Source organism: Lysobacter korlensis, from assembly GCF_042434515.1.
This window is the reverse complement of sequence record NZ_JBHLTG010000002.1, coordinates 355473-380396: the sequence shown is the minus strand read 5'-3', so window position 1 is coordinate 380396 and position 24924 is coordinate 355473. Positions and strand designations below refer to the sequence as shown.

26 protein-coding genes are annotated in these 24924 nt (G+C 69.5%); 17 read left to right on the top strand and 9 right to left on the bottom strand.

Annotated features, from left to right (window positions below; translation table 11 throughout):
* Nucleotides 1-35 precede the first annotated feature (35 nt).
* From tig to ACFFGH_RS11085, 3 genes are read left to right on the top strand one after another with little or no spacing between them, the layout of a single operon-like run.
* Nucleotides 36-1403 carry a trigger factor gene (gene tig, locus ACFFGH_RS11095; RefSeq protein ID WP_386668195.1) on the top strand — a complete coding sequence of 456 codons (1368 nt, stop codon included), beginning with the start codon at nucleotides 36-38 and terminating at the stop codon, nucleotides 1401-1403.
* A gap of 45 nt (nucleotides 1404-1448) precedes the next feature.
* Nucleotides 1449-1787, top strand: coding sequence for a hypothetical protein (locus ACFFGH_RS11090; RefSeq protein WP_386668193.1), 339 nt, complete (start codon nucleotides 1449-1451; stop codon nucleotides 1785-1787).
* Nucleotides 1788-2615, top strand: coding sequence for a nitroreductase family protein (locus ACFFGH_RS11085; protein WP_386668191.1), 828 nt, complete (start codon nucleotides 1788-1790; stop codon nucleotides 2613-2615).
* Here ACFFGH_RS11085 and ACFFGH_RS11080 read toward each other — a convergent pair.
* A complete protein-coding gene (locus ACFFGH_RS11080) occupies nucleotides 2612-2935 on the bottom strand; it encodes a hypothetical protein (RefSeq protein WP_386668189.1) in 324 nt (107 codons plus the stop codon). The genes ACFFGH_RS11085 and ACFFGH_RS11080 overlap by 4 nt on opposite strands.
* The gene (locus ACFFGH_RS11075) at nucleotides 2932-3318 is read right to left on the bottom strand and encodes a DUF7882 family protein (protein WP_386668187.1); all 387 of its coding nucleotides are present in this window, start codon (nucleotides 3316-3318) and stop codon (nucleotides 2932-2934) included. The genes ACFFGH_RS11080 and ACFFGH_RS11075 overlap by 4 nt, the downstream gene beginning before the upstream one ends.
* 201 nt (nucleotides 3319-3519) lie before the next feature.
* Between ACFFGH_RS11075 and ACFFGH_RS11070 the strand changes: the two genes are divergently transcribed.
* Nucleotides 3520-4107, top strand: a complete 588-nt coding sequence (locus ACFFGH_RS11070) for an ATP-dependent Clp protease proteolytic subunit (protein ID WP_386668185.1) — start codon at nucleotides 3520-3522, stop codon at nucleotides 4105-4107.
* Between the two features lie 89 nt (nucleotides 4108-4196).
* A complete protein-coding gene (locus ACFFGH_RS11065; protein ID WP_446686152.1) occupies nucleotides 4197-4820 on the top strand; it encodes an ATP-dependent Clp protease proteolytic subunit in 624 nt (207 codons plus the stop codon).
* Nucleotides 4821-4927: 107 nt separating this feature from the next.
* Here the strand turns inward: ACFFGH_RS11065 and ACFFGH_RS11060 are convergent, their stop codons facing one another.
* The 3 genes from ACFFGH_RS11060 to ACFFGH_RS11050 form a co-directional block, all read right to left on the bottom strand.
* Entirely contained in the window at nucleotides 4928-5530 is a 603-nt protein-coding gene (locus tag ACFFGH_RS11060; RefSeq protein WP_386668183.1) for a copper resistance CopC family protein, read from the bottom strand.
* Between the two features lie 23 nt (nucleotides 5531-5553).
* Nucleotides 5554-6279, bottom strand: coding sequence for a YcnI family copper-binding membrane protein (locus ACFFGH_RS11055; protein WP_386668181.1), 726 nt, complete (start codon nucleotides 6277-6279; stop codon nucleotides 5554-5556).
* 74 nt (nucleotides 6280-6353) lie between these two features.
* Nucleotides 6354-6965 (bottom strand): hypothetical protein, encoded by a 612-nt coding sequence (locus ACFFGH_RS11050; RefSeq protein WP_386668179.1) that lies wholly within the window; start codon nucleotides 6963-6965, stop codon nucleotides 6354-6356.
* Between the two features lie 175 nt (nucleotides 6966-7140).
* On the opposite strand from ACFFGH_RS11050, the gene clpX reads away from it, so the two are divergent.
* Nucleotides 7141-8418: an ATP-dependent Clp protease ATP-binding subunit ClpX gene (clpX, locus tag ACFFGH_RS11045; RefSeq protein ID WP_386668177.1), complete on the top strand. Its 1278-nt coding sequence runs from the start codon at nucleotides 7141-7143 to the stop codon at nucleotides 8416-8418.
* 42 nt (nucleotides 8419-8460) lie between these two features.
* Here the strand turns inward: clpX and ACFFGH_RS11040 are convergent, their stop codons facing one another.
* Nucleotides 8461-9123: a hypothetical protein gene (locus ACFFGH_RS11040; RefSeq protein WP_386668175.1), complete on the bottom strand. Its 663-nt coding sequence runs from the start codon at nucleotides 9121-9123 to the stop codon at nucleotides 8461-8463.
* Nucleotides 9124-9319: 196 nt separating this feature from the next.
* Between ACFFGH_RS11040 and ACFFGH_RS11035 the strand changes: the two genes are divergently transcribed.
* Entirely contained in the window at nucleotides 9320-10489 is a 1170-nt protein-coding gene (locus ACFFGH_RS11035; RefSeq protein WP_386668173.1) for a benzoate/H(+) symporter BenE family transporter, read from the top strand.
* A 6-nt stretch (nucleotides 10490-10495) separates the two neighbouring features.
* Here the strand turns inward: ACFFGH_RS11035 and ACFFGH_RS11030 are convergent, their stop codons facing one another.
* Nucleotides 10496-11269 (bottom strand): hypothetical protein, encoded by a 774-nt coding sequence (locus tag ACFFGH_RS11030; RefSeq protein ID WP_386668171.1) that lies wholly within the window; start codon nucleotides 11267-11269, stop codon nucleotides 10496-10498.
* Nucleotides 11270-11362: 93 nt separating this feature from the next.
* Here ACFFGH_RS11030 and ACFFGH_RS11025 point away from each other — a divergent pair, with 93 nt between their 5' ends.
* The 6 genes from ACFFGH_RS11025 to ACFFGH_RS11000 all read left to right on the top strand — a co-directional run bounded on the left by ACFFGH_RS11025 (nucleotide 11363) and on the right by ACFFGH_RS11000 (nucleotide 19059).
* The gene (locus ACFFGH_RS11025; RefSeq protein WP_386668169.1) at nucleotides 11363-12565 is read left to right on the top strand and encodes an ROK family protein; all 1203 of its coding nucleotides are present in this window, start codon (nucleotides 11363-11365) and stop codon (nucleotides 12563-12565) included.
* Nucleotides 12562-13509, top strand: a complete 948-nt coding sequence (locus tag ACFFGH_RS11020) for a carbohydrate ABC transporter permease (RefSeq protein WP_386668167.1) — start codon at nucleotides 12562-12564, stop codon at nucleotides 13507-13509. The genes ACFFGH_RS11025 and ACFFGH_RS11020 overlap by 4 nt, the downstream gene beginning before the upstream one ends.
* Nucleotides 13502-14326 (top strand): carbohydrate ABC transporter permease, encoded by an 825-nt coding sequence (locus tag ACFFGH_RS11015; RefSeq protein ID WP_386668165.1) that lies wholly within the window; start codon nucleotides 13502-13504, stop codon nucleotides 14324-14326. Before ACFFGH_RS11020 ends, ACFFGH_RS11015 begins: the two co-directional genes overlap by 8 nt.
* 52 nt (nucleotides 14327-14378) lie before the next feature.
* Nucleotides 14379-15644, top strand: a complete 1266-nt coding sequence (locus ACFFGH_RS11010) for an ABC transporter substrate-binding protein (protein ID WP_386668163.1) — start codon at nucleotides 14379-14381, stop codon at nucleotides 15642-15644.
* A gap of 77 nt (nucleotides 15645-15721) precedes the next feature.
* On the top strand, nucleotides 15722-16858 hold the full coding sequence (locus ACFFGH_RS11005) for a glycoside hydrolase family 15 protein (RefSeq protein WP_386668161.1): 1137 nt from the start codon (nucleotides 15722-15724) through the stop codon (nucleotides 16856-16858).
* Nucleotides 16855-19059 carry a glycoside hydrolase family 31 protein gene (locus tag ACFFGH_RS11000; protein WP_386668159.1) on the top strand — a complete coding sequence of 735 codons (2205 nt, stop codon included), beginning with the start codon at nucleotides 16855-16857 and terminating at the stop codon, nucleotides 19057-19059. Before ACFFGH_RS11005 ends, ACFFGH_RS11000 begins: the two co-directional genes overlap by 4 nt.
* Here ACFFGH_RS11000 and ACFFGH_RS10995 read toward each other — a convergent pair.
* On the bottom strand, nucleotides 19056-19955 hold the full coding sequence (locus tag ACFFGH_RS10995) for a DMT family transporter (protein WP_386668157.1): 900 nt from the start codon (nucleotides 19953-19955) through the stop codon (nucleotides 19056-19058). The two genes, ACFFGH_RS11000 and ACFFGH_RS10995, sit on opposite strands and share 4 nt — an antisense overlap.
* 107 nt (nucleotides 19956-20062) lie before the next feature.
* Here ACFFGH_RS10995 and ACFFGH_RS10990 point away from each other — a divergent pair, with 107 nt between their 5' ends.
* Nucleotides 20063-21064, top strand: coding sequence for an LLM class flavin-dependent oxidoreductase (locus ACFFGH_RS10990; RefSeq protein WP_386668155.1), 1002 nt, complete (start codon nucleotides 20063-20065; stop codon nucleotides 21062-21064).
* A 22-nt stretch (nucleotides 21065-21086) separates the two neighbouring features.
* Here ACFFGH_RS10990 and ACFFGH_RS10985 read toward each other — a convergent pair whose 3' ends face one another.
* A complete protein-coding gene (locus ACFFGH_RS10985) occupies nucleotides 21087-23114 on the bottom strand; it encodes a M3 family metallopeptidase (protein WP_386668153.1) in 2028 nt (675 codons plus the stop codon).
* Between the two features lie 41 nt (nucleotides 23115-23155).
* On the opposite strand from ACFFGH_RS10985, the gene ACFFGH_RS10980 reads away from it, so the two are divergent.
* From ACFFGH_RS10980 to ACFFGH_RS10970, 3 genes are all read left to right on the top strand, one after another.
* Nucleotides 23156-23959, top strand: coding sequence for a methyltransferase domain-containing protein (locus tag ACFFGH_RS10980; RefSeq protein ID WP_386668151.1), 804 nt, complete (start codon nucleotides 23156-23158; stop codon nucleotides 23957-23959).
* Between the two features lie 84 nt (nucleotides 23960-24043).
* On the top strand, nucleotides 24044-24694 hold the full coding sequence (locus ACFFGH_RS10975; protein ID WP_386668149.1) for a helix-turn-helix domain-containing protein: 651 nt from the start codon (nucleotides 24044-24046) through the stop codon (nucleotides 24692-24694).
* A complete protein-coding gene (locus tag ACFFGH_RS10970; protein WP_386668147.1) occupies nucleotides 24691-24900 on the top strand; it encodes a hypothetical protein in 210 nt (69 codons plus the stop codon). The genes ACFFGH_RS10975 and ACFFGH_RS10970 overlap by 4 nt, the downstream gene beginning before the upstream one ends.
* Nucleotides 24901-24924: the final 24 nt, after the last annotated feature.

The following is a 24924-nucleotide window of genomic DNA, read 5'->3' as shown; positions in this document are numbered from 1 at the left end:
GCATTCCGGAACATCGATACAGGAGATACATCAACGTGAAGACCACGGTTGAGAAGCTGAACCCGACGCGCGTCAAGCTCACCATCGCGGTGACCCCCGAGGAGCTGAAGCCCAGCATCGATCACGCGTACAAGCACATCGCCGAACAGGTCAACATCCCCGGCTTCCGCAAGGGCAAGGTGCCGCCGCCCATCATCGACCAGCGCGTCGGCCGCGCCGAGGTGCTCACGCACGCGGTGAGTGAGAGCCTCGACCGCCTGTTCCGGCAGGCCGTGGAAGAGGAGAAGGTGCGCCCGCTCGGCCGTCCGGAGGCCGACATCACCGAGTGGCCGAACGCGAAGGACTTCTCCGGCGACCTCATCGTCGCCGTCGAGGTCGACGTGCGTCCGGAGTTCCAGGTGCCCGACTACGAGGGCGTGGAGGTGCAGGTTGATGCCGCCGAGGTCTCCGACGCCGACATCGAGGAGGAGCTGAACAACCTCCGCACCCGCTTCGGCACGCTCGTCACCGTCGACCGCCCCGCGAAGACCGGTGACTTCACCCAGCTCGACCTGGTCGCGACCATCAACGGCGAAGAGGTCGACACCGCCTCCAGCATCAGCTACGAGCTCGGCTCCGGCCAGCTCATCGAGGGGATCGACGAGGCCATCGAGTCGCTCACGGCCGGCGAGTCGACCACCTTCGAGTCGAAGCTGCTCGGCGGCGACCACGAGGGCGAGACGGCGCAGATCGCGGTGACCGTCACCGCCGTCAAGGAGCGCGAGCTGCCCGAGGCGGACGACGACTTCGCGCAGATCGCCAGCCAGTTCGACACCATCGACGAGCTGAAGGCCGACCTTCGCGAGCAGCTCGCCAAGTCCAAGACCTTCGGTCAGGGATCCGAGGCGCGCGACAAGCTCGTCGACACGCTGCTCGAGAAGGTCGACATCCCGGTCCCGGCCAAGCTCGTCGAGGCCGAGGTGCACCGCCACCTCGAGAACGAGAACCGGCTCGAGGACGACACGCACCGTGCCGAGGTGACCGAGTCCAGCGAGCAGGCGTTCCGCCGGCAGCTGCTGCTGGACGCGATCGTCGAGAAGGAGCAGGTCAAGGTCGGCCAGGACGAGCTCACCCAGTACCTCGTGCAGGGCGCCTCGCAGTACGGCATGGAGCCGGGCGAGTTCATCAAGGTGCTCGACCAGAATGGGCAGATCCCCGGCATGATCGGCGAGGTCGCGCGCTCCAAGGCGCTCGCGGTCGCGCTCGGCAAGGTCAAGGTCGTCGACAGCAATGGCAACCCGGTGGACCTCAGCGAGTTCACCGCTGCGGCTGCGGCGCCGGTCGAGAACCCGGTCGAGCTCCCCGAGGAGGACCCCACGGGCGCGGCCTACGACGACCACGACCACGAGGGCCACACCCACTAGTCCGGCACAGGCGCTGATCAGGCGCCGTTCGCCTAGCCTGAACGGGTGCGACGCTCCGCGAACCCGGCCGTGCTCTTCACCGCGGCGACGGTGAGCTACGCGGCGAACTGCCTGCTCGGCGTGAGTGTCGCCACTCGCCTGATCGACACGTCACGGGTGCGCTGGGTGCACCACGGCATGTACATCGCCACCAGCGCGCTCGCGGCCGCCGCGGGAAGCTCGCTGGTGTGGAGCCGGAGCAAGGCCGGATGGGTCCTGCTCCCGGCCGCGGTGCCGCTCGCCGTGATCCCGTATGCGGGCACCCGCGGCCGACGGCATCCGGCGGTGGCGCTCTCAGCGGCGCCGTTCTTTCTGGCGAGTCTGATCACGGCCTGGAGGCGGTAGATGGAGTTCCTGGATGTGGTGCGTCGCCGCAAGACGACGAACGGCCCGTTCCTGCCCGACCCGGTGTCTGAGGAGCATCAGCGGCTGCTGATGGAGGTCGCGGGCCGGGCGCCGTCGCAGCTCAACAGCCAGCCGTGGCGCTTCACGATCGTCGAGGAGCGCGAGACGATCGAGGAGATCGCCGGCATCAGCGGAGCGAGCATGACGAAGGCGATGTCGAACGGCACCTTCTTCGAGCGCTACAAGAACTACTTCCGCTTCAGCGAGGAGGAGATGGAGCGCCTCCGCAGCGGCATGCTCTTCGACAAGCTCCCGCCGGCACTGCGGCCGTTCACGAAGCGGGTGTTCACCAAGAGCGGGCAGACCCTGATGAACGCGCTGCGTGTTCCGCAGACCCTCGGTGAGGAGAACCGGAAGCTGGTCGCCGGGTCGCCGATGCTGTTGGCCGTGGCCCTCGACCGCGGTGAATACCGGCCGGGGGAGCTGTCGTCGTTCTACTCCCTGTTCAGCATGGGCGCCGCGATGGAGAATGTCTGGCTCACCACCGTCGAGGTCGGGATGGGAATCCAATTCGTGTCGTTCCCGATGGAGGTGCCGGGGCAGTGGGAGAAGATCGTGCGGCTGCTCAAGGTGCCCGACGAGCTGGAGCTGATGGCGGTCTACCGGCTCGGCTACCTGCCGCACGACCAGCGACGTCCCGCGATCGACTGGTCGAGCCACCAGCGGAAGCTTCCGTCGCAGTACGTGTTCCGCGGCACCTTCGAGACGCCGCAGCAGGGCTGGGACGCGGCGGCCGCACGCGGCGCCGGGACTCAGCCGGACCGTTAGTCTTCGCCCGGCGGGACCGATTCGTCGTCCCCGACCGGGTGCGGCGTCGGGAAGGTGAGCTGCCGGATCCGTGACCGCATGTAGTCCTCCGCTTCGGAGTTCTCGGGCTCGGGAAGCAGGCTGTTGGTCTTGACGACGACGATCTGGGACGCAGGGCCGAGGAGGAACGCGGTCTCGACCTCGCCCTCGTCGTTGAGCGCCCGGAAGTGCAGCGGCTCAGAGGTGTTGTTCCGGGCCAGGGAGGCGGCGTACTCCAGGATCAGCATCCCGAACTCCTCGCCGACGATGACCGATTCGTCGACGTACGTCACTCGCCTCATGCCGATATTGTGCGCGGCTGCCCGTCGCCGTCGTCTACGGAGGCCGGTGATCTCTCAGCCTTGTGCGAGTGAGCCGGGGTGGGAGCGAGCGCCCCCGACATGATGCGGATCCCGCCGTTGCTGGCGGCGGCGACGGAGAGCTCCTCGAGCAGCTCCCGGTCCAGGTGGGCCTCAAGCGAGCCGCTGAAGCGGTAGTGCAGATCCGTGCTCGGGTTGATCCACACGGTGCTCCGCCCGTCGCCCGGCGTGGCGTCGTCGTGCCAGCTGAGCGTCAGCCCCTCACCTCTGCGGAGCTTGCTGGTGATGACGAGCTCCAGGTGCCGCAGCAGCACATCCTCGATCCGGATGGCGATCGGCTGAGCGCCGTAGAACAGTGTGCCCATCTCCGAACCTCCGTCTCCGGACTCTGGCGTCAGAGTACCCAATGCCGGGGCCACCCGGCAGGGCTGCGTGCAGAATCGCGGAACACCGCGACCGGTCGCGGTCCCGCGCCGCACCGCCTCTCTGCCGAGGGCGAACAGCGCGGTTCGTTCTCGGCGGCTCGGATAGATTCGAAAGCACCACAAGCGAAGAGGAGCTAGGCAATGGCAGAACCGGCACTGGTAGCCAGTGTGTTCGACCGACTTCTGAAGGACCGGATCATCTGGCTCGGTTCCGAGGTTCGCGACGACAACGCCAACGAGATCTCGGCGAAGCTCCTGCTCCTCGCGGCAGAGGATTCGAACAAGGACATCTACCTCTACATCAACTCGCCCGGCGGCTCGATCACCGCAGGCATGGCGATCTACGACACCATGCAGTTCGTGCCGAACGACATCGTCACCGTCGGTATCGGCATGGCAGCCTCCATGGGGCAGCTGCTGCTCACCGCCGGCACGAAGGGCAAGCGCTACATCACCCCGAACGCCCGGGTGCTGCTGCACCAGCCGCACGGCGGATTCGGCGGCACCAGCTCCGACATCCAGACGCAGGCGCAGTTGATCCTCGACATGAAGAAGCGGCTCGCCGAGATCACCGCGGCGCAGACCGGGAAGAGCGTCGAGCAGATCAACAAGGACGGCGACCGCGACCGCTGGTTCAACGCGCAGGAGGCGCTGGAGTACGGCTTCGTGGACCACATCCGCGAATCGGCGACCGACGTCGCCGGCGGCGGCGGAACGAACGACAAGTAGCCATCGGAACGACGACAAGGAATCGATTCATGAACATCCCAACTTTCGGTGGCACCGCGTCGAACATGCCGTCCGGCACCGCCGGCGACATGCCCAGCAGCCGGTACATCCTGCCCTCCTTCGAGGAGCGCACCGCCTACGGCTACAAGCGCCAGGACCCCTACGCGAAGCTCTTCGAGGACCGCATCATCTTCCTCGGCGTTCAGGTCGACGACGCATCCGCGGATGACGTCATGGCGCAGCTGCTGGTGCTGGAGAGCCAGGACCCCGACCGCGACATCGTGATGTACATCAACTCGCCCGGTGGCTCGTTCACCGCGATGACTGCGATCTACGACACGATGCAGTACATCCGTCCGCAGATCCAGACCGTCTGCCTCGGGCAGGCGGCGTCCGCCGCGGCGGTTCTGCTCGCGGGCGGCACGCCCGGCAAACGCCTGGCGCTGCCGAACGCGCGGATCCTGATCCACCAGCCCGCGACCGGTGATGCTGGGCGCGGCCAGGCGTCGGACATCGAGATCCAGGCCCGCGAGGTGCTGCGCATGCGCACCTGGCTCGAGGAGACCCTGGCGGGGCACTCGAACCGCACGCAGGAGCAGGTGAACGAGGACATCGAGCGCGACAAGATCCTGAGCGCGGATGAGGCGCTGGCCTACGGCCTCATCGACCAGGTGCTGACGAGCCGGAAGAACCTCCCGGCGCTCGTCAAGTAGCGCGTCGGCAACCGGTGAGGGGCACCGCGCGGACCGCGCGGTGCCCCGCAGAACGAGGAGGGGCACCGCGCGGACCGCGCGGTGCCCCTCCTCGTTCTGCGGGCCGGTCAGCGCTTGGGTGCTGATCGCCGTCGCGTGAACAGCAGCAGCGTGCCGAACAGCACGACGGCGACGGCCACCACCGTCCCGAGCACCCAGAGCAGGTCCGTGCCGCTCACCGCGCCGGCATCGCTCGGCGGATCGGTGGGCTCGGTCGGAGCGGCCGCCCCGCCCGTCGCCCCGGCCTCGCCGCAGCTGGGCGGCGCGTCCGCAGCAGGTGCGGGAACGAAGTCCGGCGCCGGTTCCCAGGCGAACGCGAACTCGCCACTGACCGTGTGCCCGTCGCCCGAGACGACTTGCCAGCCGATGGTGTACTCGCCCGCTTCGCCGAGCTGGGCGGGGGTGGAGAGCGTCGCTCCCTCGACGGTGAGGCACCCGTCCCCGTAATATCCGCCGTTCGCGTCGCGGACCTGCAGCGCGAACCCGGCCGCCTCGCCACTCACGTCGAGGAGCGGCTCGTTCGTCGTCACCGTGAACTCCTCCGGAACCTCCGTGAGAGTGGACGCCTCGTCGGGGGTGGAGTCGACGAGGTAATTGTGAGCGAAAGCCGGGGCCGGCGCCGCGAGGGTGAGCGCGAGCCCGATCGCGACCCCACTCAGAGCGGTACGCACTCCGGCAGGAGAACGACGCACGATCAGTCCGACGCCGGCCGGCGACGCGCGGTGATGCCGAACGCGATGCCGATCGCACCGGCCACGAGACCCGCGATCCCGAGCACGCGCGCCAGCACGTCGGGGGAGGAGGCGGGCGCGGTGTCGCTCGCTGCCGCAGGCGTCTCGGTGCCCGCGGTGTCGGCGTCGGTTCCGTCCGTCGCGTCCCCATGGTGGCCCGCTGGCGCCTCGGCGTTCACGTACAGCACCGGGGCCGGGTGCTCGGCGTCCTCACCCGTCTCGCTCCAGCTGACGACCGACCCGTCGCTGTAGTGCTGATCTGCCTTGAGCACGAGCGAGTCGATGTCCGGAACCGGTCCGAGCGAGACGGTGAACTCCTGGAACTCGCCGTCCCCGATCTCGAAACCGGGCTCCGCGGTCCACGAGATCGACGTGACCGCCTCCGCGATCTCGGTTCCGCCGGCTTCCACCGCCGGGTCGAACTGCTCCCGCTCGGTCTCCGTGGTCCAGCCCGGCATCGGCACGTACCGGACGCTGCCGATCGGAGTGTCGGACGGCAGCCTCAGGTCGAGCCGCACGGTTGATTCCGTCTCGGATTCGTTCGGTACGCGGACGGTGAGGGTGGTGTAGCCGCCCGGCTCGGCGCTGTCCGGCGTGATGGTGACGTGGGCCGCCGCAGCGAGCGGCGTGGCGACGGCGAGCAGCAGGCCGGCGCCGAGTGAGGCGAAGAGCGTGGTGGGTGTTCTCATGACAGTCCTTCGAAGATTCGGCCGCGGTGGCGGCGGGATGTGCGTGCGCTCGTGCGCCGCCCCGCCGGAGGCGGTCAGGCGGCGCGAAGGAGCGCCGGGGGTCCGCGGTAGCGGAGGGTTCCGAGGACGGCGGTGGAACGCAGCTCTTCGACGGAGAAGCGGATGCTGACGCGGCGGGGCCCGGGAAGCGGAAGGAGGACCGGTTCGCGGGGAAGCAGGCGCAGGGTCGACACGGCCAGTCGGGTCAGTGCCTGCAGCGCGCGTTCACTGTGGGAGAGCAGGCAGGCGCTGAGGATGCCCGCGAGAGCGTGGGCGAGCAGCATGCCGTACCCGGTGTGCCCCGAATCGGAGTGCGCGACGCCCTGTGCGACGATCGCGTGCCCGGCGTGGCCGGCGTGCCCGGCGTGCCCATCAGCGGTCAGCACGACGCTCGCGGTGTCCCCGAACACGGTGAACACGGTGTGGAAGGTCAGCTGCCCGGCGGACACCGTTGCGGCGAGCCTTGGAACGGACGGGGTGCGTCCGACGAGTGCTGTGCTCACAAGGCCCGAGAGCAGCACGGCCAGCAGCACGACCGCCGGCGCCGGGAAGCCGCCGCCCGCCGACGCATGGAGCGCGGCGCTCAGCACCCCCGCGAGGAGCGCGACGCCCCACCCGCGGGCAGTGCGTGCCCACCGTGCTGTCATGTCGGCTCCACTTCTCGGTCACAGGGCATTCGTCACGGGTGCCCTGAACCGTTTGCCACTTTACTTCGGCGATATGACGGCACGCCGCGCGCGTATTACCGCCATGACCTTGGACTCGGCCGGGAAGAGGTTAGGCTCGATACACGCGGCACTCGATGAGAGGGAGGCACCGGGGATGGCTCGAATTGGGGAGAGCGCCGACCTGCTCAAGTGTTCATTCTGCGGAAAGAGCCAGAAGCAGGTTCAGCAGCTGATTGCGGGCCCGGGGGTCTACATCTGCGACGAGTGCGTGGAGCTCTGCAACGAGATCATCGAGGAGCGGCTCGCAGAGTCGAACGAGGAGACCTCGAGCGAGTTCGACCTGCCGAAGCCCAAGGAGATCTATTCCTTCCTCGAGGAGTACGTCATCGGGCAGGAGCAGGCGAAGCGCGCGCTCTCGGTGGCGGTCTACAACCACTACAAGCGGGTGCGGGCGAGATCGACGCTCACCGCGGCGGACGCTGTCATCGACGACATCGAGATCGCCAAGAGCAACATCCTCCTCATCGGCCCCACCGGCTGCGGCAAGACCTACCTCGCACAGACCCTCGCGAAGCGGCTGAACGTGCCCTTCGCCGTCGCCGACGCCACCGCCCTGACCGAGGCGGGCTACGTCGGTGAGGATGTCGAGAACATCCTCCTCAAGCTCATCCAGGCCGCCGACTACGACGTCAAGCGGGCCGAGACCGGCATCATCTACATCGACGAGGTCGACAAGATCGCCCGCAAGGCGGAGAACCCCTCGATCACCCGCGACGTCTCGGGTGAGGGCGTGCAGCAGGCGTTGCTGAAGATCCTGGAAGGCACCGTCGCCTCCGTTCCGCCGCAGGGCGGCAGGAAGCACCCGCACCAGGAGTTCATCCAGATCGACACGACGAACGTGCTGTTCATCGTGGCGGGGGCCTTCGCCGGGCTGGAGGACATCATCTCCCAGCGCGCGGGCAAGCGCGGGATCGGTTTCGGCGCACCGCTGCACAGCAAGGGCGACGACCTGAACCTCTTCAGCGAGGTGCTGCCGGAAGATCTGCACAAGTTCGGGCTCATCCCGGAGTTCATCGGCCGTCTGCCCGTCGTCACGACCGTGACGCCGCTCGACCAGTCGGCGCTCATGGAGATCCTGACCGTGCCGCGGAACGCACTCGTGCGGCAGTACCAGCGCATGTTCGAGATCGACGGCGTCGAGCTCGAGTTCGAGCGCGGCGCGCTGGAGGCGATCGCCGACCTGGCGGTGCTGCGGCAGACCGGAGCGCGCGGCCTCCGCGCGATCCTCGAAGAGGTGCTCGGTCCGATCATGTTCGAGGTGCCCTCCAGCGACGAGGTGGCCCGGGTCATCGTCACTCGCGAGGCGGTGCTCGAGAACGCCGCGCCGACCATCGTGCCCCACAAGGCCGTCCCGCGCGAGAAGTCGGCGTAGCCGGGCTCGGTCCCTGAGTCCGCCGAAGGGGCGAGACGCCGGCTAGAACCCGCCGAAGTCGCCTCCGCCGAAGTCCCCGCCGCCGAAGCCGCCCCAGTCGCTTCCGCCGTCGCCACCGGCGACGTCGGCCGACCCTGCGTCAGTACCGGCCCCTGGGTCGCCACCCTCGGCGCCGGAGTCCGCGCCGGCGTCGGCGGACCCCTCATCCCCGTAACCGCCGAACATGGCGCCCACCAGCGCGGACGCGACCACGTAGCCGGCGACCGTGCCCAGCAGTGATGCGCCGAGCATGCTCCCGAAGCCGGGACCTCCGCGACCGCCCATGCTCCCGAATGAGTTCTCGAGCGTGCCGGGGCGACGGAGCTCCGACCGGGTCGCCGCCTGGGCGAGGGAACGGGGGTCGTCGCCGCGGGGCTGCTCGCCGGCCGGCGCGTTCGCGCTCAGCTGCTGGAAGACCATGCGGCGCTGCTCCGGTGTCAGCTTGCCGAAGGCCTCCTCGTGCACCTGCTCGATGGTCTCCGGGGGCGCGGTGCGCAGCAGGTACCGGTACCGCTCCACGGCGATCTCGTCCTCACTGCGCCGCGCCGACGGTGCGTCGCCGTATCCCTGTGCCGCGTTGTATCCCTGGCCGGGTGGGGGTGCCGGGATGCTGCGGTTCCGCGGCTGCTCCTCCTCACGCCCGAACAGTCGGTCGAAGAGTCCCATGGCGATGCACCTCTCAGCAGGTCGGATGTCAGTGGTGAGCATAGACTCCGCCGCCATGGCACTCCTCTGGGAAGACTGAGTGGCGGCTCGTGACGGCGGCACCGAAGAGAAGGCCAGCGGCGACGGATTGGCCCGCCCCGCCCACGGTCCGGCACGGGAGCCGGCCCCTAGGCTGGGCCCGGTCGAAGGGGGAGAGATGCTGCAGCTGATCGCGGCGGGGGTCGTTGCCGCCGTGACCGGGTTCGCCAGCTCGTTCGCGCTGGTCGTCGCCGGACTCGGCGCGGTCGGGGCCTCACCGGTGCAGGCCGCATCGGGGCTGCTCGCGCTGTGCGTGCTTCAGGGTGTCCTCGCGATGGTGCTGAGCCTGCGGTACCGCATCCCACTGTCGTTCGCGTGGTCCACTCCCGGCGCCGCCCTGCTCCTCGCGTCCGGAGCGACCGGCGACTTCTCCGCCGCTGTGGGGGCGTTCCTGGTCAGTGGCGTGCTGATCGTCCTCACCGGCCTGTGGCCGGCGCTCGGTCGTGCCATCACCGGCATCCCGAGGCCGCTGGCAAGCGCCATGCTCGCCGGCATCCTCTTCCCGATCTGCGTGGCACCGGTGACCGCATCGATCGAGGTGCCCTGGCTGGCGCTGCCGGTGATCGCCGTGTGGGTCCTGCTCCATCGCTTCGCCCCGCGCTGGGCTACCCCTGGCGCGATGGCGGCGACCGCGATCGCCATCGCCGCCAGTGCCGGCACCGCGTGGCTCACGGACCCGGTTCTTACGCCCACCCTGACGCTCACACCGCCGGCCTTCGACCCGGTGGTGCTCGTCAGCCTTGGCGTGCCGCTGTACATCGTCACGATGGCGGGGCAGAACGTGCCAGGGTTCGCGGTGCTCACGACGTTCGGCTACTCGGCTCCGCCGCGCCCGGTGCTCGTCGGAACGGGAGTCGCTTCCGCAATCGGCAGCTTCGCCGGCGCGTTCGTCGTCAACCTCGCGGCGATCACCGCCGCCATCATGGCGGGCCCGGATTCGCATCCGGACCCACGGCGGCGCTGGCTGGCTTCGTTCACGGGTGGCGCGACGTACGTCGTGCTCGGCCTCGGTGCCGGGCTGATGACGGCACTGGTCGCGGCGTCACCGCCGATCCTCATCACCGCGGCGGCCGGGCTGGCGCTGCTCGGTGCCCTCGTCACCGCGATCGTGTCTGCGCTCGAGGACGAGCGGCAGCGCATCGTCGCGATCGCGACGTTCCTCGTGGTGGCATCGAACGTGCAGCTGCTGGGCATCGGCTCGGCGTTCTGGGGGCTCGTCGTCGGTGGGATCCTTCTCCTCATGTTCCGCCGCCCGAGGGAGCCGGAGCCGACGGCAGCGGCGACCTGACCCGTCTCAGCCGGTCCAGCCGAGCCGGCGCCGCACCGCGTCGACACCGCGTCGCGGGAAGCCGGGCCAGCCGGGCTCCAGCAGTTCCGTCGTGAGATCGAGCAGGCCCCGCGCGCACTCCTCGACATCGAGCACCAGCAGCCGCTCGATCCGGCTCGCGAGCCCGGGGAACGCCTGCTCCACACGGCGCGTCGGGTCCAGATCGTCGAGTGCGGCGCGACGATCGAGCGGCAGGCGCCCCGCGGCGGCGCGCAGCAGGTGCCCGACGGCCTGCCCGCGGATCACGTCGCTCGCGTTCAGCCGCTCACCACGCCGCGCGCGCCCCACGCCGATGAGCACCTGGGTCAGGACGAGGGCGACGTCACGCTCCGCCGTCTCGCCGGCGGGACGCACGGCGATCGCCGCCATCGCGGCATGGACTTCGGGTGGACCGGTGAGCACGTCATAGGCGTTCGCCTTCCAGCCCGCCAGTCCCGCGACGTCCGTGATGCCGAACTCGAGCACATGCCCGTCGTCGTAGACGACCTTGACCCCGCCATGGTCCTCGACGACGGAGAGCGCGATCCGATCGGAGGCGGGGAGCCAGGAAAGATCGTGCCGGAAGACGTCCTCGAACCCCGGGCGCGTGACGAGCGCGAAGTCGTGGTCCGACCACTCGTCCACCCGCTCGCGCGCCGCCGTCGAACCCATCCCGACGACGGCGACGACCCGGTCGTCGGCGCGGGCCACGCCGACGAGCCGCTCCAGAAAACGCGAGAACCGCCGCTCGAGTCCGCTCACTCCATCTCCGTCCGAAAATTCTCTGTTGACGCCGAATTGATTCTAGGGTTTATTTAGTCCTGAACAAAGGGGTTGGCGATGGTCGGACGACCGATGGATCGAGCGGATGTGAACCGCACCGCGGTGCTCGCTCATCTAGGCGCTCACGGGCCGGCATCGCGCGCCGACCTCGCGCGCGCCCTCCGCGTGTCTCCCGCACTGATGACCCAGCTCATCAAGGACCTCCTGGCAGACGGGCTGCTCGTCGAGCTCTCGCACTCACCGTCGCAGGGCGGACGCCCTGGACGGATGCTCGGCCTCGTCTCCACCGCCGGACGCGCAGTCGGCGTCAAGGTCGCGGACGACCACCTCGCGTTCGTCGAGGTGGGGATCGACGGCAAGGTCGCCCGGGCCGGCAGCGCACCGTTCGATCCATCGGCGCCGACGATCCTCGCCGACCTCAGCTCGTCGCTGCGCGAGTTCATCGAGAACGGATCCGACGCACGTCTCCTCGGCGTCGGCGTCGGCGTGCCCGGGTCGGTCGACCGCCAGGGGAACGGGGTCGTGGACTCCACTCTCCTCGGCTGGCACCAGGTGCCGTTGGGTGAGGCGCTCCGCAGGGAACTCGGGCTCCCGGTGCTGGTCGAGAACAACGTGAACGCGCTGGCGCTCGCCGAGCGCCTGTACGGCCTGGGCAGCCGGCACGACAGCTTCCTCGTCGTCACGATCGGCACTGGTGTGGGAGCCGGGATCGTGGTCGACGGGGTCGTACTCCGGGGAGCAGGCGGCGGAGCGGGCGAGATCGGCCACCTGCCCATGGCGGAGACCGGACCCGACTGCACCTGCGGGAAGTCGGCGTGTCTCGAAGCGTTCGTGGGTGAGGCAGCCCTGCTGCGCACCGCCGTCGACCGCGGCGCAATCCGGCGCGGGGAGGGCGTTGCGCAGCTCTCCGCATCCGCAGAAGCCGGGAACGACGCGGCGACCGAGGTCTTCGCCGAGGCCGGGCGGCTGCTCGGCCGTGCGCTTGCCGGCGTCGTGCAGACGGTCGACCCCGAGATCGTGATCGTCCTCGGTGAGGGAACCGTCGCCTGGGCGCACTGGGCGGCCGGATTCGAGCCGGCGTTCCGCAGGAACCTCATCCCCGGACGGCGCGGCATCGGCGTCGCGGTCGAGGGCTGGCAGGACGAGGGGTGGGCGCAGGGCGCCGCGGCGCTGGTGCTTGCCACCCCGTTCGACTCGGATGGCGTGGCCGGCGACCAGGGCAGGCTGGTCCGCCAGCGCCTCGTGGAGCAGTCGGCGAGGAGGGCGGTCTCATGACGGTGACCGTCCCGCCCCCGCCGACGCTGCTCGAGCCCCCGGCCGAAGCCCCGGTGCGCCGTCCCGTCCGCCGGCACCGCGCGCGCTACGCGCTCACCGTGCTTGCGTTCCTGCTGCCGAGCGCCGTTCCGCTGGCGCTGTTCGTGCTCGGCCCGATGGTGGCGGCCGCGTGGATCAGCCTGCACGACTGGAATCTCATCTCCGCGATGGAGTGGGTCGGCCTCGACAACTTCGCCCGCCTCGCCGCGGATCCGGCGACGGGGGAGGTCTTCCTCCACACCGTCTACTACATCGTCGGATACCTTCCGCTGGTCTACGTCGGCGGGCTGGCACTGGCACTCGCGCTGAACACCCGCCTGAAGGGGAGGTCGTTCCTGCGGGGTGTGTACTTCCTCCCCGTCGTGACGAGCTGGATCGTCGTGGCACTCGTCTGGCGCTGGCTCCTCAACCCGAGCACCGGCGTGGTCAACGTCGCACTCTCCTGGTTCGGGATCGACGGCCCCGGCTGGTGGACCGACCCGGTCTGGGCGATGCCGTCGATCATCCTCGCCTCGGCATGGAAGGATCTCGGCTTCGTCATGGTGATCCTGCTGGCGGGCCTGCAGTCGATCAATCCGGAGCTCCACGACGCCGCGAAGGTGGATGGCGCCGGTGCCTGGCGGCGACTGGTGAGCGTCACGCTGCCCCTGCTCAGCCCCAGCACCTTCTTCGTGCTGGTCATCTCGCTCATCAACGGCTTCCAGGTGTTCGACCAGGTGTTCGCCATGACCGGCGGCGGTCCGGGCCGGTCCACGCAAGTCGTGGTGCAGCAGGTCTACGACCTGACCTTCCGGTACGGGGCGGCGGGCGAGGCGTCCGCGCTCAGCTGGATGCTCTTCGCCGTCATCCTCGCGGTCACGGCGATCCAGATCCTCGGACAGCGCCGGTGGGTGAACTATGGCTGAGCTGCGCACCCGCACCGCCCGCATCACCCTCCAGGTGGTGATGGTCGCCGGCGCCGCCCTGATGTTCTTCCCGTTCCTCTGGACGATCATCACGTCGATCACCCCCGGCGCGGGGCTGAGCGTCACCCCGGCTCTGATCCCGTCCGACCCGTCGCTCGACGCGTACGCGCGGCTCTTCGCCGAGCGGCCGTTCCTCCAGGTGGTGGGCAACAGCCTGCTGCTGGCGGCGGCCACCACCGTGGCGCAGCTCTTCACCAGCGCGACGGCCGCATACGCCTTCAGCCGGCTTCCCTTCCGCGGCTCCGGGATCGTCTTCGCCGTCTATCTGGCCACGATGATGATCCCGCTGCAGGTGCTCATCGTGCCGCTGTTCGTCGAGGTGAAGACGCTGGGCCTGCTCAACACCCACCTCGGCGCACTGCTTCCGTCCTTCGCGAGCGCGTTCGGGATCTTCCTGCTGCGGCAGGCGGTCAACCAGGTGCCGCGGGAGCTGGATGAGGCGGCCACCCTCGACGGTGCGGGTCACGTCCGCATCTTCTGGACGATCGTGCTGCCGAATATCCGGCCGGCACTCGCGACGCTCACGGTGTTCGCCTTCATGGGCAGCTGGAACAGCTTCCTCTGGCCCCTGATCGTCCTCCGCGACCCGGAGCTGCAGACCCTGCCCATCGCACTCGCCGGCCTGCAGGGGCAGTACTCCACACAGTGGGACATCGTCATGGCCGGCTCAGTCGTCAGCGTCATCCCGATGCTCGCGCTCTACCTCTTCGCTCAGAAGTACGTCATCCAGGGCGTCGCGAGCAGCGGGATCAAGTGATCCACCCCAGACCCACACCACCACTCATGTATCCAACGAAGGAGAGCAACACATGAACAGCAGAATCGCGAAGGCGGGAGCCTCCGCCGCGATCGCAGCGCTCGCCCTGACCGCCTGCGCCGCCTCCGGCGGTGGCGGTGGCGGCGGTGGTGAGCCCGGAGACGAGAACGTCACCATCACCTACACCAACTTCATCTCGAACGGCGGGAACGAGGAGAACCTCGAGACCATCGTCGCCGCGTTCGAGGAGGAGAACCCCGGCATCACGGTGGACGTCACGACGCTCCCGTACGCCGACTACGGCACCGCGCTGCAGACCGACCTCGCCGCAGGCACGGTGAGCGACGTCTTCGACCTCGAGTACGCGAACTTCGCGCAGCTCGCGGCCGACGGCGTGCTGGCCGAGCTCGAGGTGAGCGCCCCGGACGCATACCGGCCGTCGCTGCTCGAGGCGTACCAGAGCGACGGAACGCAGTACGCGCTGCCCAGCTCGTTCTCGAACGTGGTGCTCTACTACAACGCCGAGCTGTTCGACGCGGCCGGGCTCGACTACCCCACTGCTGACTGGACGTGGGAGGACGAGCGTGCCGCCGCCGAGGCGCTCACCGACGAAGGTGCCGGCGTGTGGGGCGATCACCAGCCGGTGAGCTTCTACGAGTTCTACAAGGCGCTCGCGCAGAACGGCGGAGAGTTCCTCGCCGAGGACGGCACATCGGTTGCGTTCAACTCACCGGAAGGCATCGAGGCCGCGGAATGGCTCGTCGAGAAGAGCGGCACCGTGATGCCGACGATCGAACAGGGGCAGGGCACTCCCGACTTCGACACCAACCTGTTCAAGGAGGGCAAGCTCGGAATGCTGCACACCGGCATCTGGGTGTTCGGCGCCCTCGCCGATGTGCCGTTCACCTGGGACATCGCGGTGGAGCCCGGCAACACGCAGCAGGCCAGCGCGACCTTCTCGAACGCCGTGGGCGTGTCAGCGAACGCGGAGAACGTCGAAGCGGCCACCAAGTGGGCCGAGTTCCTCACCTCCTCCGACACGATGGTCGACGTGCGGCTCGAGAGCGGGTGGGAGCTCCCGCCGATCAGCGACGAGTCGAAACTCGCCGCCTACCTCGAGCAGGAGACCCCGGCGAACCGCCAGGCGGTGTTCGACTCGCTCGAGAACATCGCGCTGCCCCCTGTGGTCGCAGAGGGTCAGACGGAGATGCAGGACATCGTGACCGAGGAGCTCGTCGAGGCGCAGGCCGGACGCAAGTCGGTCGAGGAAGCGCTCGCCAGCGCCGAGGAGCGCATCAATGCCGTGATCGGCGGCTGATCGCTCCCGCGGGTCCCGGGGAGCACTCGGCCCCGGGACCCTGCCCTGTCCGCATCCCTCCGCAGGAGTTGAAGTTCATGACCCAATCCGACCTCGCGACCGATCGCGAAGCGCTGCAGGCGATCGTCCAGCAGGGCCGAGCGCTCATCCTCGAACAGCAGCACCCGGGCGGTGCGTATCCGGCGAGCCCCACCTTCTCGGCCTACCGCGGGTTCTCCTGGTTCCGCGACGGCGCGTTCATCGCCGACGCCATGTCCGCGCTCGGTGAACGCGACTCGGCAGAGCGCTTCTTCGACTGGTGCGCCGCGACGCTGGAGCGTCAGGCCGGCCGGATCTCGGCGGTCATCGCTGAGGCCGCCGCGGGCATCGAGACACCGGCGGACCGGATGCTGCCCACCAGGTACACGCTCGACGGCGCTCCGGGCGACGTCGACTGGTGGGACTTCCAGCTGGACGGCTACGGAACCTGGCTCTGGGCGCTGGAGGAGCATGTCGCGCGGCACGGCGGTGATCCGACCCGCTGGCGGCGCGCCGTCGAGCTCACCGCCGACTATCTGCTCGTCTCCTGGCGCCGGCCGTGCTTCGACTGGTGGGAGGAGCACGACGCCGAGGTGCACGTGTCGACCCTCGGGTGCGTCGCTGCCGGACTCCGGTCCGCTTCCCGGCTCGGGGTGCTCGACGCCGGGCTCGCCAGACGGTGCGGGGACACGGCGGATGCCGCCACCGACCTCATCCTGGAGGACGGCGTCGCCGACGGCCGCCTGCGCAAGTGGCTGGGCTCGAACGCGGTCGACGGCAGCCTGCTGGCGCTGCTTGCACCGCTCGATGTGCTCGACGTCACCAGCGCGGCCGCCACGGGAACGCTCACCGCGGTCGAGACGGAGCTCACGGTGGACGGTGGCGTCCACCGTTATGCGGCCGACGTCTACTACGGCGGCGGGCAGTGGCCACTGCTCAGCTGCTTCCTCGGACTGGCCCACCTGGCGCGGGGGGATGAGGCCCGGGCGACCGAGCTGCTGCGCTGGGCCGCCGGCACGGCCACCCGATCCGGCACCATGCCGGAGCAGGTGGCGGACCATCTTCTGCATCCCGACCGCCTGCCCGAGTGGGAGACGCGCTGGGGGCGCTCGGCGGACCCGCTTCTCTGGTCATACGCCATGTACATCCGGCTCGCCGTGGAACTGAGGCTCACGGCCGGGGGGGAGACCCGATGATCCTGCATCGTCCGTTCGGCTCCGGCCACCCGTACTCGGTCGACACCGAGCAGCGCTGGCCCGTCGACCCCGAGGCGGGGCAGCCGCTCACCTTGGGCGTGCGGGCATCCCGGGAGGTCGACGCCGTCGAGGTGGAACTGGAGCGGAACGGGCAGGCGGCCGGCACGCAGCCGCTGCAGCGCTCGACCCGCACATCGCGCGGCCAGGTGCTCGACGGCGGCCACCTCGCGTCCGCGCAGGCGCGGCTGGCGCGCGCGGCCGGCGGATGGCGGTGCGAGCTCGACGGCCTCGTCGCCGGTGACCGCTGGCGCTACCGATTCACCGGTTCCGGGCAGCGCACACGCTGGTTCGACTTCACCGTCTCGGCCTGGAACCCGGCGCCGGACGCCGTTCACCAGTCGGGGACACCTCGGGCGCTTCGCGACACCGCCGAGGCGCTCACCGACGGCTCGTCGACGTCCCGAGTCCGGTTCGCCCTGCCGCTGGCACCTGGCGAGCGGGTCGTCGGATTCGGTGAGCGGTTCGACGCGCTCGACCAGCGCGGGCAGACCCTCGACTCCGTCGTGTTCGAGCAGTACAAGAGCCAGGGCCGCGAACGGAAGACCTACCTGCCGATGCCGTTCGCCCACGTGGTGGGCGGCGCGGGCTGGGGCTTCCACGTCAGGACATCGCGCAGGGTCTGGTTCGACGTCGGCAGCCGCGACCCTGACCGGCTGTGGATCGAGGCGGAGACGGGCGAGGACGGCCGACTGGAGATCGCGTTCTACGACGGCAGCCCGGGGGAGGTGCTCGACGCGTTCCTCGCCGAGACGGGCCGCCCGGAGGAGCTTCCCGGCTGGGTGTTCCGCCTCTGGGCGAGCGGGAACGAGTGGAACACTCAAGTCGAGGTGCTGCGCCAGGCGGACCTGCATCGCGCCCACGACATCCCGGTCGGGGCCGTCGTCATCGAGGCGTGGAGCGACGAGCAGACCTTCACGGTGTGGCGAGACGCGCAGTACCAGCCGCGCGGTGACGGAGGGCCGCTGCGGCTGTCCGACTTCACCTTTCCAGCGGACGGCGCATGGCCCGACCCCAAGGGCATGATCGACGAGCTCCACGCCCGGGACGTCCGGCTGCTGCTGTGGCAGATCCCGCTGATCAAGATGCGACCGCACCCGGTCGGGCAGGTGCGCCATGACGCGGAGGCGGCGATCCGCGAGAACCTGCTGATCCGCGAGCCCTCGCCCACCGGCGGCTCACGTCCGTACCGGAACCGGGGATGGTGGTTCCCGCTCGGCCTCATGCCGGACCTCACCGACGACCGGGCAGCCCGATGGTGGACCGAGAAGCGGCGCTACCTCGTCGAGGACCTCGGGGTCGACGGCTTCAAGACCGACGGGGGTGAGCATGCCTGGGGCCGGGAGCTCCAGTACCTCGATGGGAGGCGGGGGAGTGAGGCGAACAACACCTTCCCGGTCGCGTACGCCAAGGCCTACGGGGACCTGCTGCGGTCGGCGGGCAGAGCGCCGGTCACCTTCAGCCGGGCCGGCTACACCGGCAGCCAGGCCCATGGAACGTTCTGGGCCGGCGACGAGAACTCCACCTGGGAGGCGTTCCGCTGGTCGATGTTCGCCGGGCTGACGGCCTCAGCAAGCGGGCTGCTCTACTGGGGATGGGACCTGGGCGGCTTCTCCGGCGACGTTCCCGATGCTGAGCTGTACCTGCGATCCGCCGCGGCCGCGGCGTTCGTGCCGATCATGCAGTACCACTCGGAGTTCAACCACCACCGCACACCCTCCCGCGACCGCACACCGTGGAACATCGCCGAGCGGACCGGGGATCTCCGGGTCGTCGACGTGTTCCGCCGGTTCGTGAAGCTCCGCGAGCGGCTCGTCCCGTACCTCGCGGATCAGGCTGGCCAGTCCATCGCGCAGGGGCTGCCGCTCATGCGTCCGCTGTTCTTCGTCACCGACGACGAGCGGGTCTGGCAGCATCCGCTGCAGTGGATGCTCGGCGATCACCTGCTGATCTCGCCGGTGGTGGAACCCGGCGTGAAGCAGTGGTCGGTGTTCCTGCCCGACGGCGAGTGGGTCGACGCATGGACCGGTGAGCCGGCGAACGGCGGCGTGGTGGTCGAGCGGAAGGTGCCGATCGACGAGCTCCCGGTATACGTCCGCGCCGAGGCGTGGGCGCGGCTGTCGACGGTCTTCGCAGAAGGTTAAGCCGCCGGGACGGGGGCTCGAGGTCGGTCGCGGGCGGTGAGGATCACGCCGCCGAGCACGAGCAGACCGCCGAGCACCTGCATCCCGCCGATCGGCGTGCCGAGCAGAAGGCCCGCGGCGACGATGAACACGGTCATGAGATTGAGGAACACGCCTCCGGTCGACGCCTGCACCGTGCGGAGCGCGAGGTTCCACAGGAGGTAGGCACCCACGGAGGGGAAGATCCCGATGAAGAGCAGGGCCCAGACCGACGGCGCCTCCGTCGGGAGGCTGATGCCGTTCACGGCGGCGACCGGTGTCAGCCCTGCCACCGTCATCCCCGCCTGAATCGCGGTCGCCGTGATCGGCGGAACGCCGTGCAGCCGGCGGCCGAGGATCGTGTACGCGGTCCACACGGCGATGGACACCAGCATCAGCAGATCGCCCAGGTTGACCTCCACCGCGGTGAGCGTCGAACCGGAGCCCGCCAGGATCACGATCACGACACCGACGAGGCTGAGCGCGATGCCGCTCCACCCGCGCCAGCCGAGGAGCTCCCGCAGCACCAGCACCGCCACCAGCGTGATCAGTGCCGGGTTCACTGCGCTGATCAGGGATGCGTTCACCGCGGTCGTGTGCCGAAGCGCCTCATACAGCGCCAACGGGAATGCCGCCATGCCGAGCAGCGCCAGCACGAGCAGAAGCGGCCATCGGCGCAGCGCCGCCCGCCAGTCGGGGTGCTCGATGAAGTGCGCGAGCAGAACGAGGGGCACGACCGCGATCGCCCAGCGCAGCAGCGTGAGGCTCAGCGGGTCGATGACGTCGACGACGGCCTCGCCGATCACGTAATTGCCGGCCCAGAACGCGGTCGCACCGACGAGGCAGAGCACCGCGGCGCCGCGCGAGACCGGCTTCACGATTGGGGCCGCGACGGAACGTGCACACTCCATCCTCGCGGATCGGCCGACGCGGAATCTGGAACGACGACGGAATGGCCGGCCGGCGGATGCGGTTGGCTTGAGGGATGACCGCGCCGCTCTCCGTGCTCGACCTCGCATCCGTCCGCTCCGGCTCCAGCCACGCCGAGGCGCTGACCGAGACGCTGACGACGGCTCGCGAGGCGGACCGGCTGGGCTACCGCCGGTTCTGGGTGGCGGAGCACCACAGCATGCCCGCGGTGGCGAGCTCGGCGCCCGCGGTGCTCATCGCCGCGATCGCGGCGGCGACGGAGCGCATCCGTGTCGGCTCCGGGGGTGTGATGCTGCCGAACCACTCCTCGCTCGTCATCGCCGAGCAGTTCGGAACCCTGGTGGCGCTGCACGGGGATCGCGTCGATCTCGGCCTCGGCCGCGCCCCGGGCAGTGACCCGGTCACCTCCGCCGCCATCCGCCGCAACGTCGGCGCGGAGACGGTGGACGACTTCCCGCAGCAGGTGGTCGAGCTGCTGGCCTACTTCGGCACCATCCCGGCTCTCGAGAGCGGCGAGGGATCGCAGGTGATCGCGGTGCCCGGCCTCGGCGATGCGCCAGAGCTGTGGCTGCTGGGATCGAGCGACTTCAGTGCACGGCTGGCGGGGGCCATGGGCCTGCCGTTCGCGTTCGCGCACCATTTCGCCGGCGGGCGGAACACCCCCGTGGTCTTCGATCTCTATCGCAAGGCCTTCTCGCCCTCCGTGGTGCTGCGGGAACCGCATTCCATGGTGGCTGTGGCGACGGCGGTCGGCGAGAGCCGCGAGGACGCCCGCCGCCAGCTGCTCCCCAGCACGCTGCAGCAGCTGCGGATGCGCCGCGGCATCCGGCCCGGGCGCGTCCCCACCATGGAGGATGCGCTCGCGCACGACTGGACGGAGTCCGACCGCGCCTTCCTGGACGAGCGCATCGCGCAGCAGGCGGTCGGGGACCGGGCGACCGTGCTCGACCGCCTCGCCACCCTGACCCGGATCACCGGCGCGGACGAGCTGATCCTGGTGCCGCAGGCCCCGACCCTCGAACACCGCCTCGCCACCCTCCGCGCCCTCGCCCCCTGAACCCTTCGCGGAAGGGGGTGGGTCAGTTGAGGCCGCGGCGGTCGAGCAGGGGCTGGATGTCGGCTTCGCGGCCGCGGAAGTCGCGGTACGCCTCCAGCGGGTTCTTCTTTCCTCCGACGCCGAGCAGGCGCTCGCGGAACCGGTCCCCGTTCTCGCGGGTGAGCCCGCCATTGTCCTTGAACCATTCGACGGTGTCGGCGTCGAGCACCTCGCTCCAGATATAGGAGTAGTACCCGGCCGAGTAGCCGCCGGAGAAGATGTGCGCGAAGTAGGTGCTCGAGTACCGGGTCGGCACCGCGGGGTTGTCGAGCCCCACCGAGCGGAGCGCCCCGTCCTCGAATGCCTCCACATCGTGCACCTCGGCGTCCGCGTCGATCGCGTGCCACGCCTGGTCCAGGAGCGCGGCCGCGAGGTACTCGCTGGTTGCGAAGCCCTCGCCGTACTGCTTCGCGGCGTCGAGCCGCTCGACCATGTCCTTGGGCAGGGGCTCACCGGTCTCGTGGTGGACGGCGTAGTTCTCCAGGATCTCCGGCCACAGCATCCACATCTCGTTCACCTGGCTCGGGAACTCCACGAAGTCGCGGAACACGTTGGTGCCGGAGAACTTCGGATACACCACCTGGGCGAAGAGGCCGTGCAGCGCGTGGCCGAACTCGTGGAACAGGGTGTTCACCTCGTCGTAGGTGAGCAGCGTCGGCTCGCCCGGAGCCGGCTTCGGCACGTTGAGATTGTTCACCACAACCGTCGGATGCCCGAGCAGCTCGTTCTGCGAGATGAGCGGGTTCATCCAGGCGCCGCCGCGCTTCGAGTCGCGGGTGTACAGGTCGTAGACGTACAGCCCGAGCGGCGATCCGTCCTCGTTCCGCACCTCGAAGACGCGGGCGTCCGGGTGGTAGGCCACCAGGTCGTCGCGCTCGGTGAAGGTGATGCCATACAGCTTCGTCGCGGCGTGGAACACCCCATCCTGCAGCACCCGCTCCGCCTCGAAATACGGCCGCATCGCCGCGGTGTCCACGTCATAGGTGGCCGCGCGAACCTTCTCGCGATAGAACGCCCAGTCGTGCGCCTCAAGCTCGAACCCGTCGCCGATCAGCCGCTGCAGACCCTCCTGCTCGACGAGGGCGTTCCGGGCCGCCGGTGGCGCCAAACGACCGAGCATGTCGGCGACGGCCTCCGGCGTGCGGGCGGTCTCGTCCGCGGTGACGAACGCGGCGTGCGACTCGAAGCCGAGCAGCCGTGCCCGCTTCGCCCGGAGCCTGGTGATCTCGAGCACCAGCTGCCGGTTGTCGTGTTCATTGCCGCGCCTGCCGCGCTGGCGCGAGGCCTCCATGATGCGGCGCCGCGACTCGCGATTCGTCAGCGAGGCGAGGAATGGATGCCCGGTCGGAAGCACCAGGGTGACCAGGTACTTCCCCTCGAGGCCCCGCTCCTTCGCCGCCTGCTCCGCCGCCGACAGCTCGCCGAGGGTGAGCCCGTCGAGTTCCGACGCGTCGTCGAAGACGACAGCCAGGTCGTTCGTGTCGGCGAGCAGGTTCTTCTCGAACCGGGTGGTCAGGGTCGACAGGCTGGCGTTGTACTCGCGCAGCACCTCCTTGTCGGCATCGCTGAGGCTGGCCCCGGCGAGCGTCATCTCGGTGTGCCAGCGCTCGATCAGGTACTGCTGCTCAGCGCCGAGGTCGAGCGAGTCGGCCGCCTCGTGCAGGGTGCGGACGCGGGCGTACAGGTCCGCGTTCAGCTTGATGGCGTCCTCGTGCGCGGCGAGCTTCGGCGCCATTCGCTCCTCGAGGTCGTTGGTGAAGTCGTCGGAGTCCGACGAGCTCTCGTTGAAGAAGACATGGGCGACACGGGCGAGCGTCTGACCGCTCCGCTCGAGCGGCACGAGCGTGTTCTCGAATGTCGGCTCGTCCTGGTTCCCCGTGATCTGCTCCAGCTCCTCGAGCTGCTCCTCCATGCCCCGCTCGAACGCCGGCTCGTAGTGCTCGTCGCGGATCTCGGCGAAGGGCGGCAGGCCGTAGGGCAGGGAGCTGGGCTCGAGAAAGGGGTTCGTCATAATGCGATGCTAGTTCGCGCCATCTGCCTAGAGTTCTCGGCATGACTCGCGAAAGCTACACGCACGGTCACCACCCCAGCGTGGTCCGGTCCCACTCCTGGCGCACGGTCGAGAACTCCGCCTCGTACCTCGCCGACGCCCTCGTGCCGGGAGCCAGCGTGCTCGACGTCGGCTGCGGACCGGGGACCATCACCGTGGACATCGCGGAGCGGGTGGCGCCCGGTCGGGTGGTCGGCATGGACTCGTCGATCGAGATCGTGGAGCAGGCGGCGGGCCTCGCAAAGGAGCGGGGGCTCACCAACGTCGAGTTTCTCGTCGGGAACGCCTACGCGCTGGACTTCCCCAACGAGACGTTCGATGTCGTGCACGCCCACCAGGTGCTGCAGCATGTCGCACGACCAGTGGATGTCCTCCGCGAGATGCGGCGCGTCCGAACCGCCGGGGGAGTGGTCGGGGCGAGGGATGTCGTCTACGGCGGCACCATCTGGTATCCCGAGAACCGTGGCCTCGACGACTGGCTGCGCATCCTGCTCCAGGTGCACTACGGCAACGGCGGCGACCCGAACGCTGGGCGGTCCCTCAAGGCCTGGGCCCTCGAGGCCGGCTACACCGACGTCGCCGCCGACGCATCGATCTGGTGCTTCGCTTCGGACGAGGACCGCGAATGGTGGGGCGGCAACTGGTCGCAGCGGGCGCTGTACTCACAGTTCGCTAAGGACGCGGTGGCGGGCGGCTTCGCCACCGCGCGGGAGCTCCAGCACATCAGCGAGGCGTGGCTGGAGTATGTGACGCAGCCGAACGCCTGGTACGCGATGCCTCACGGGGAGATCCTCGCGCGCGGCTGACTCCGCCTGCCGCATCGACGACACAAAGAAAACGTTGCAAAGAAAAACTTGCAAAGCGGTGTTTGCAAGAGTATCTTTGCACTCATGACACCCAGCCCGCGGCCCGCCGACCGGCGGATCGACATGGAGTCGCTGAAGGCGCTCGCGCACCCACTGCGTGTGCAGATCCTCGACGTCCTCAGCACCTATGGCGCGCACACCGCGAGCGGACTGGCGGATCGGCTGGGGGAGTCCAGCGGCGCCACCAGCTACCACCTCCGCCAGCTGGAGCGGCACGCCTTCGTCCGCGAGGTGGAGGGCCGGGGGACGGCTCGTGAGCGCTGGTGGGAGCGGGTGCCGGGCGGGATCAACCTCGACCACTCGAGCCTCCCGCCGACCGCGGCCGCCCGCGCCGCGCACGACCTTGTGCTGCGTCAATGGCAGCGCACCAGGGAGACGCTCCTCGAGGACTTCCTCGCCAACGGCGACGACGTGCTGCCGAAGCGCTGGCTCGAGGCGAGCATGGTCAGCACTGCGAACGCCCGCCTGACCTCGGATCAGCTGAAGGCGCTCACGGAGGAGTTGCAGGGAGTCGTGGATCGCCACGTCGACATGTACCAGCACCAGAAGAACTCGCCGGTTCCGGGCGCCCGGCCGGTTCAGATCCAGCTGAACGGCTTCCCGGTGCTCGACGCCGAAGAGACGCCCGAACTTCCGTCCAACGACACGAAGAACCTCGAGGGGAGGGAATCATGACCACCGCAACCGTCTCCACCGCGCCGAACGGCACCCGCGGCATCGACCGCCTGGCCTTGCGCATCGGAACGGCATTGGTGCTGTGGGCAGGCCGCCGCGCAGAGCGCAACGCGCTGACCCCGGAGCGGCGCAGCCACCGCATCGCACTGGAGCAGCTTCAGCTCGACCGCGCGACCTCGGCCCAGGGCGCCATGCTCGGCCGCTGACGCAGCGGCCTCCCCTCCGCGAAT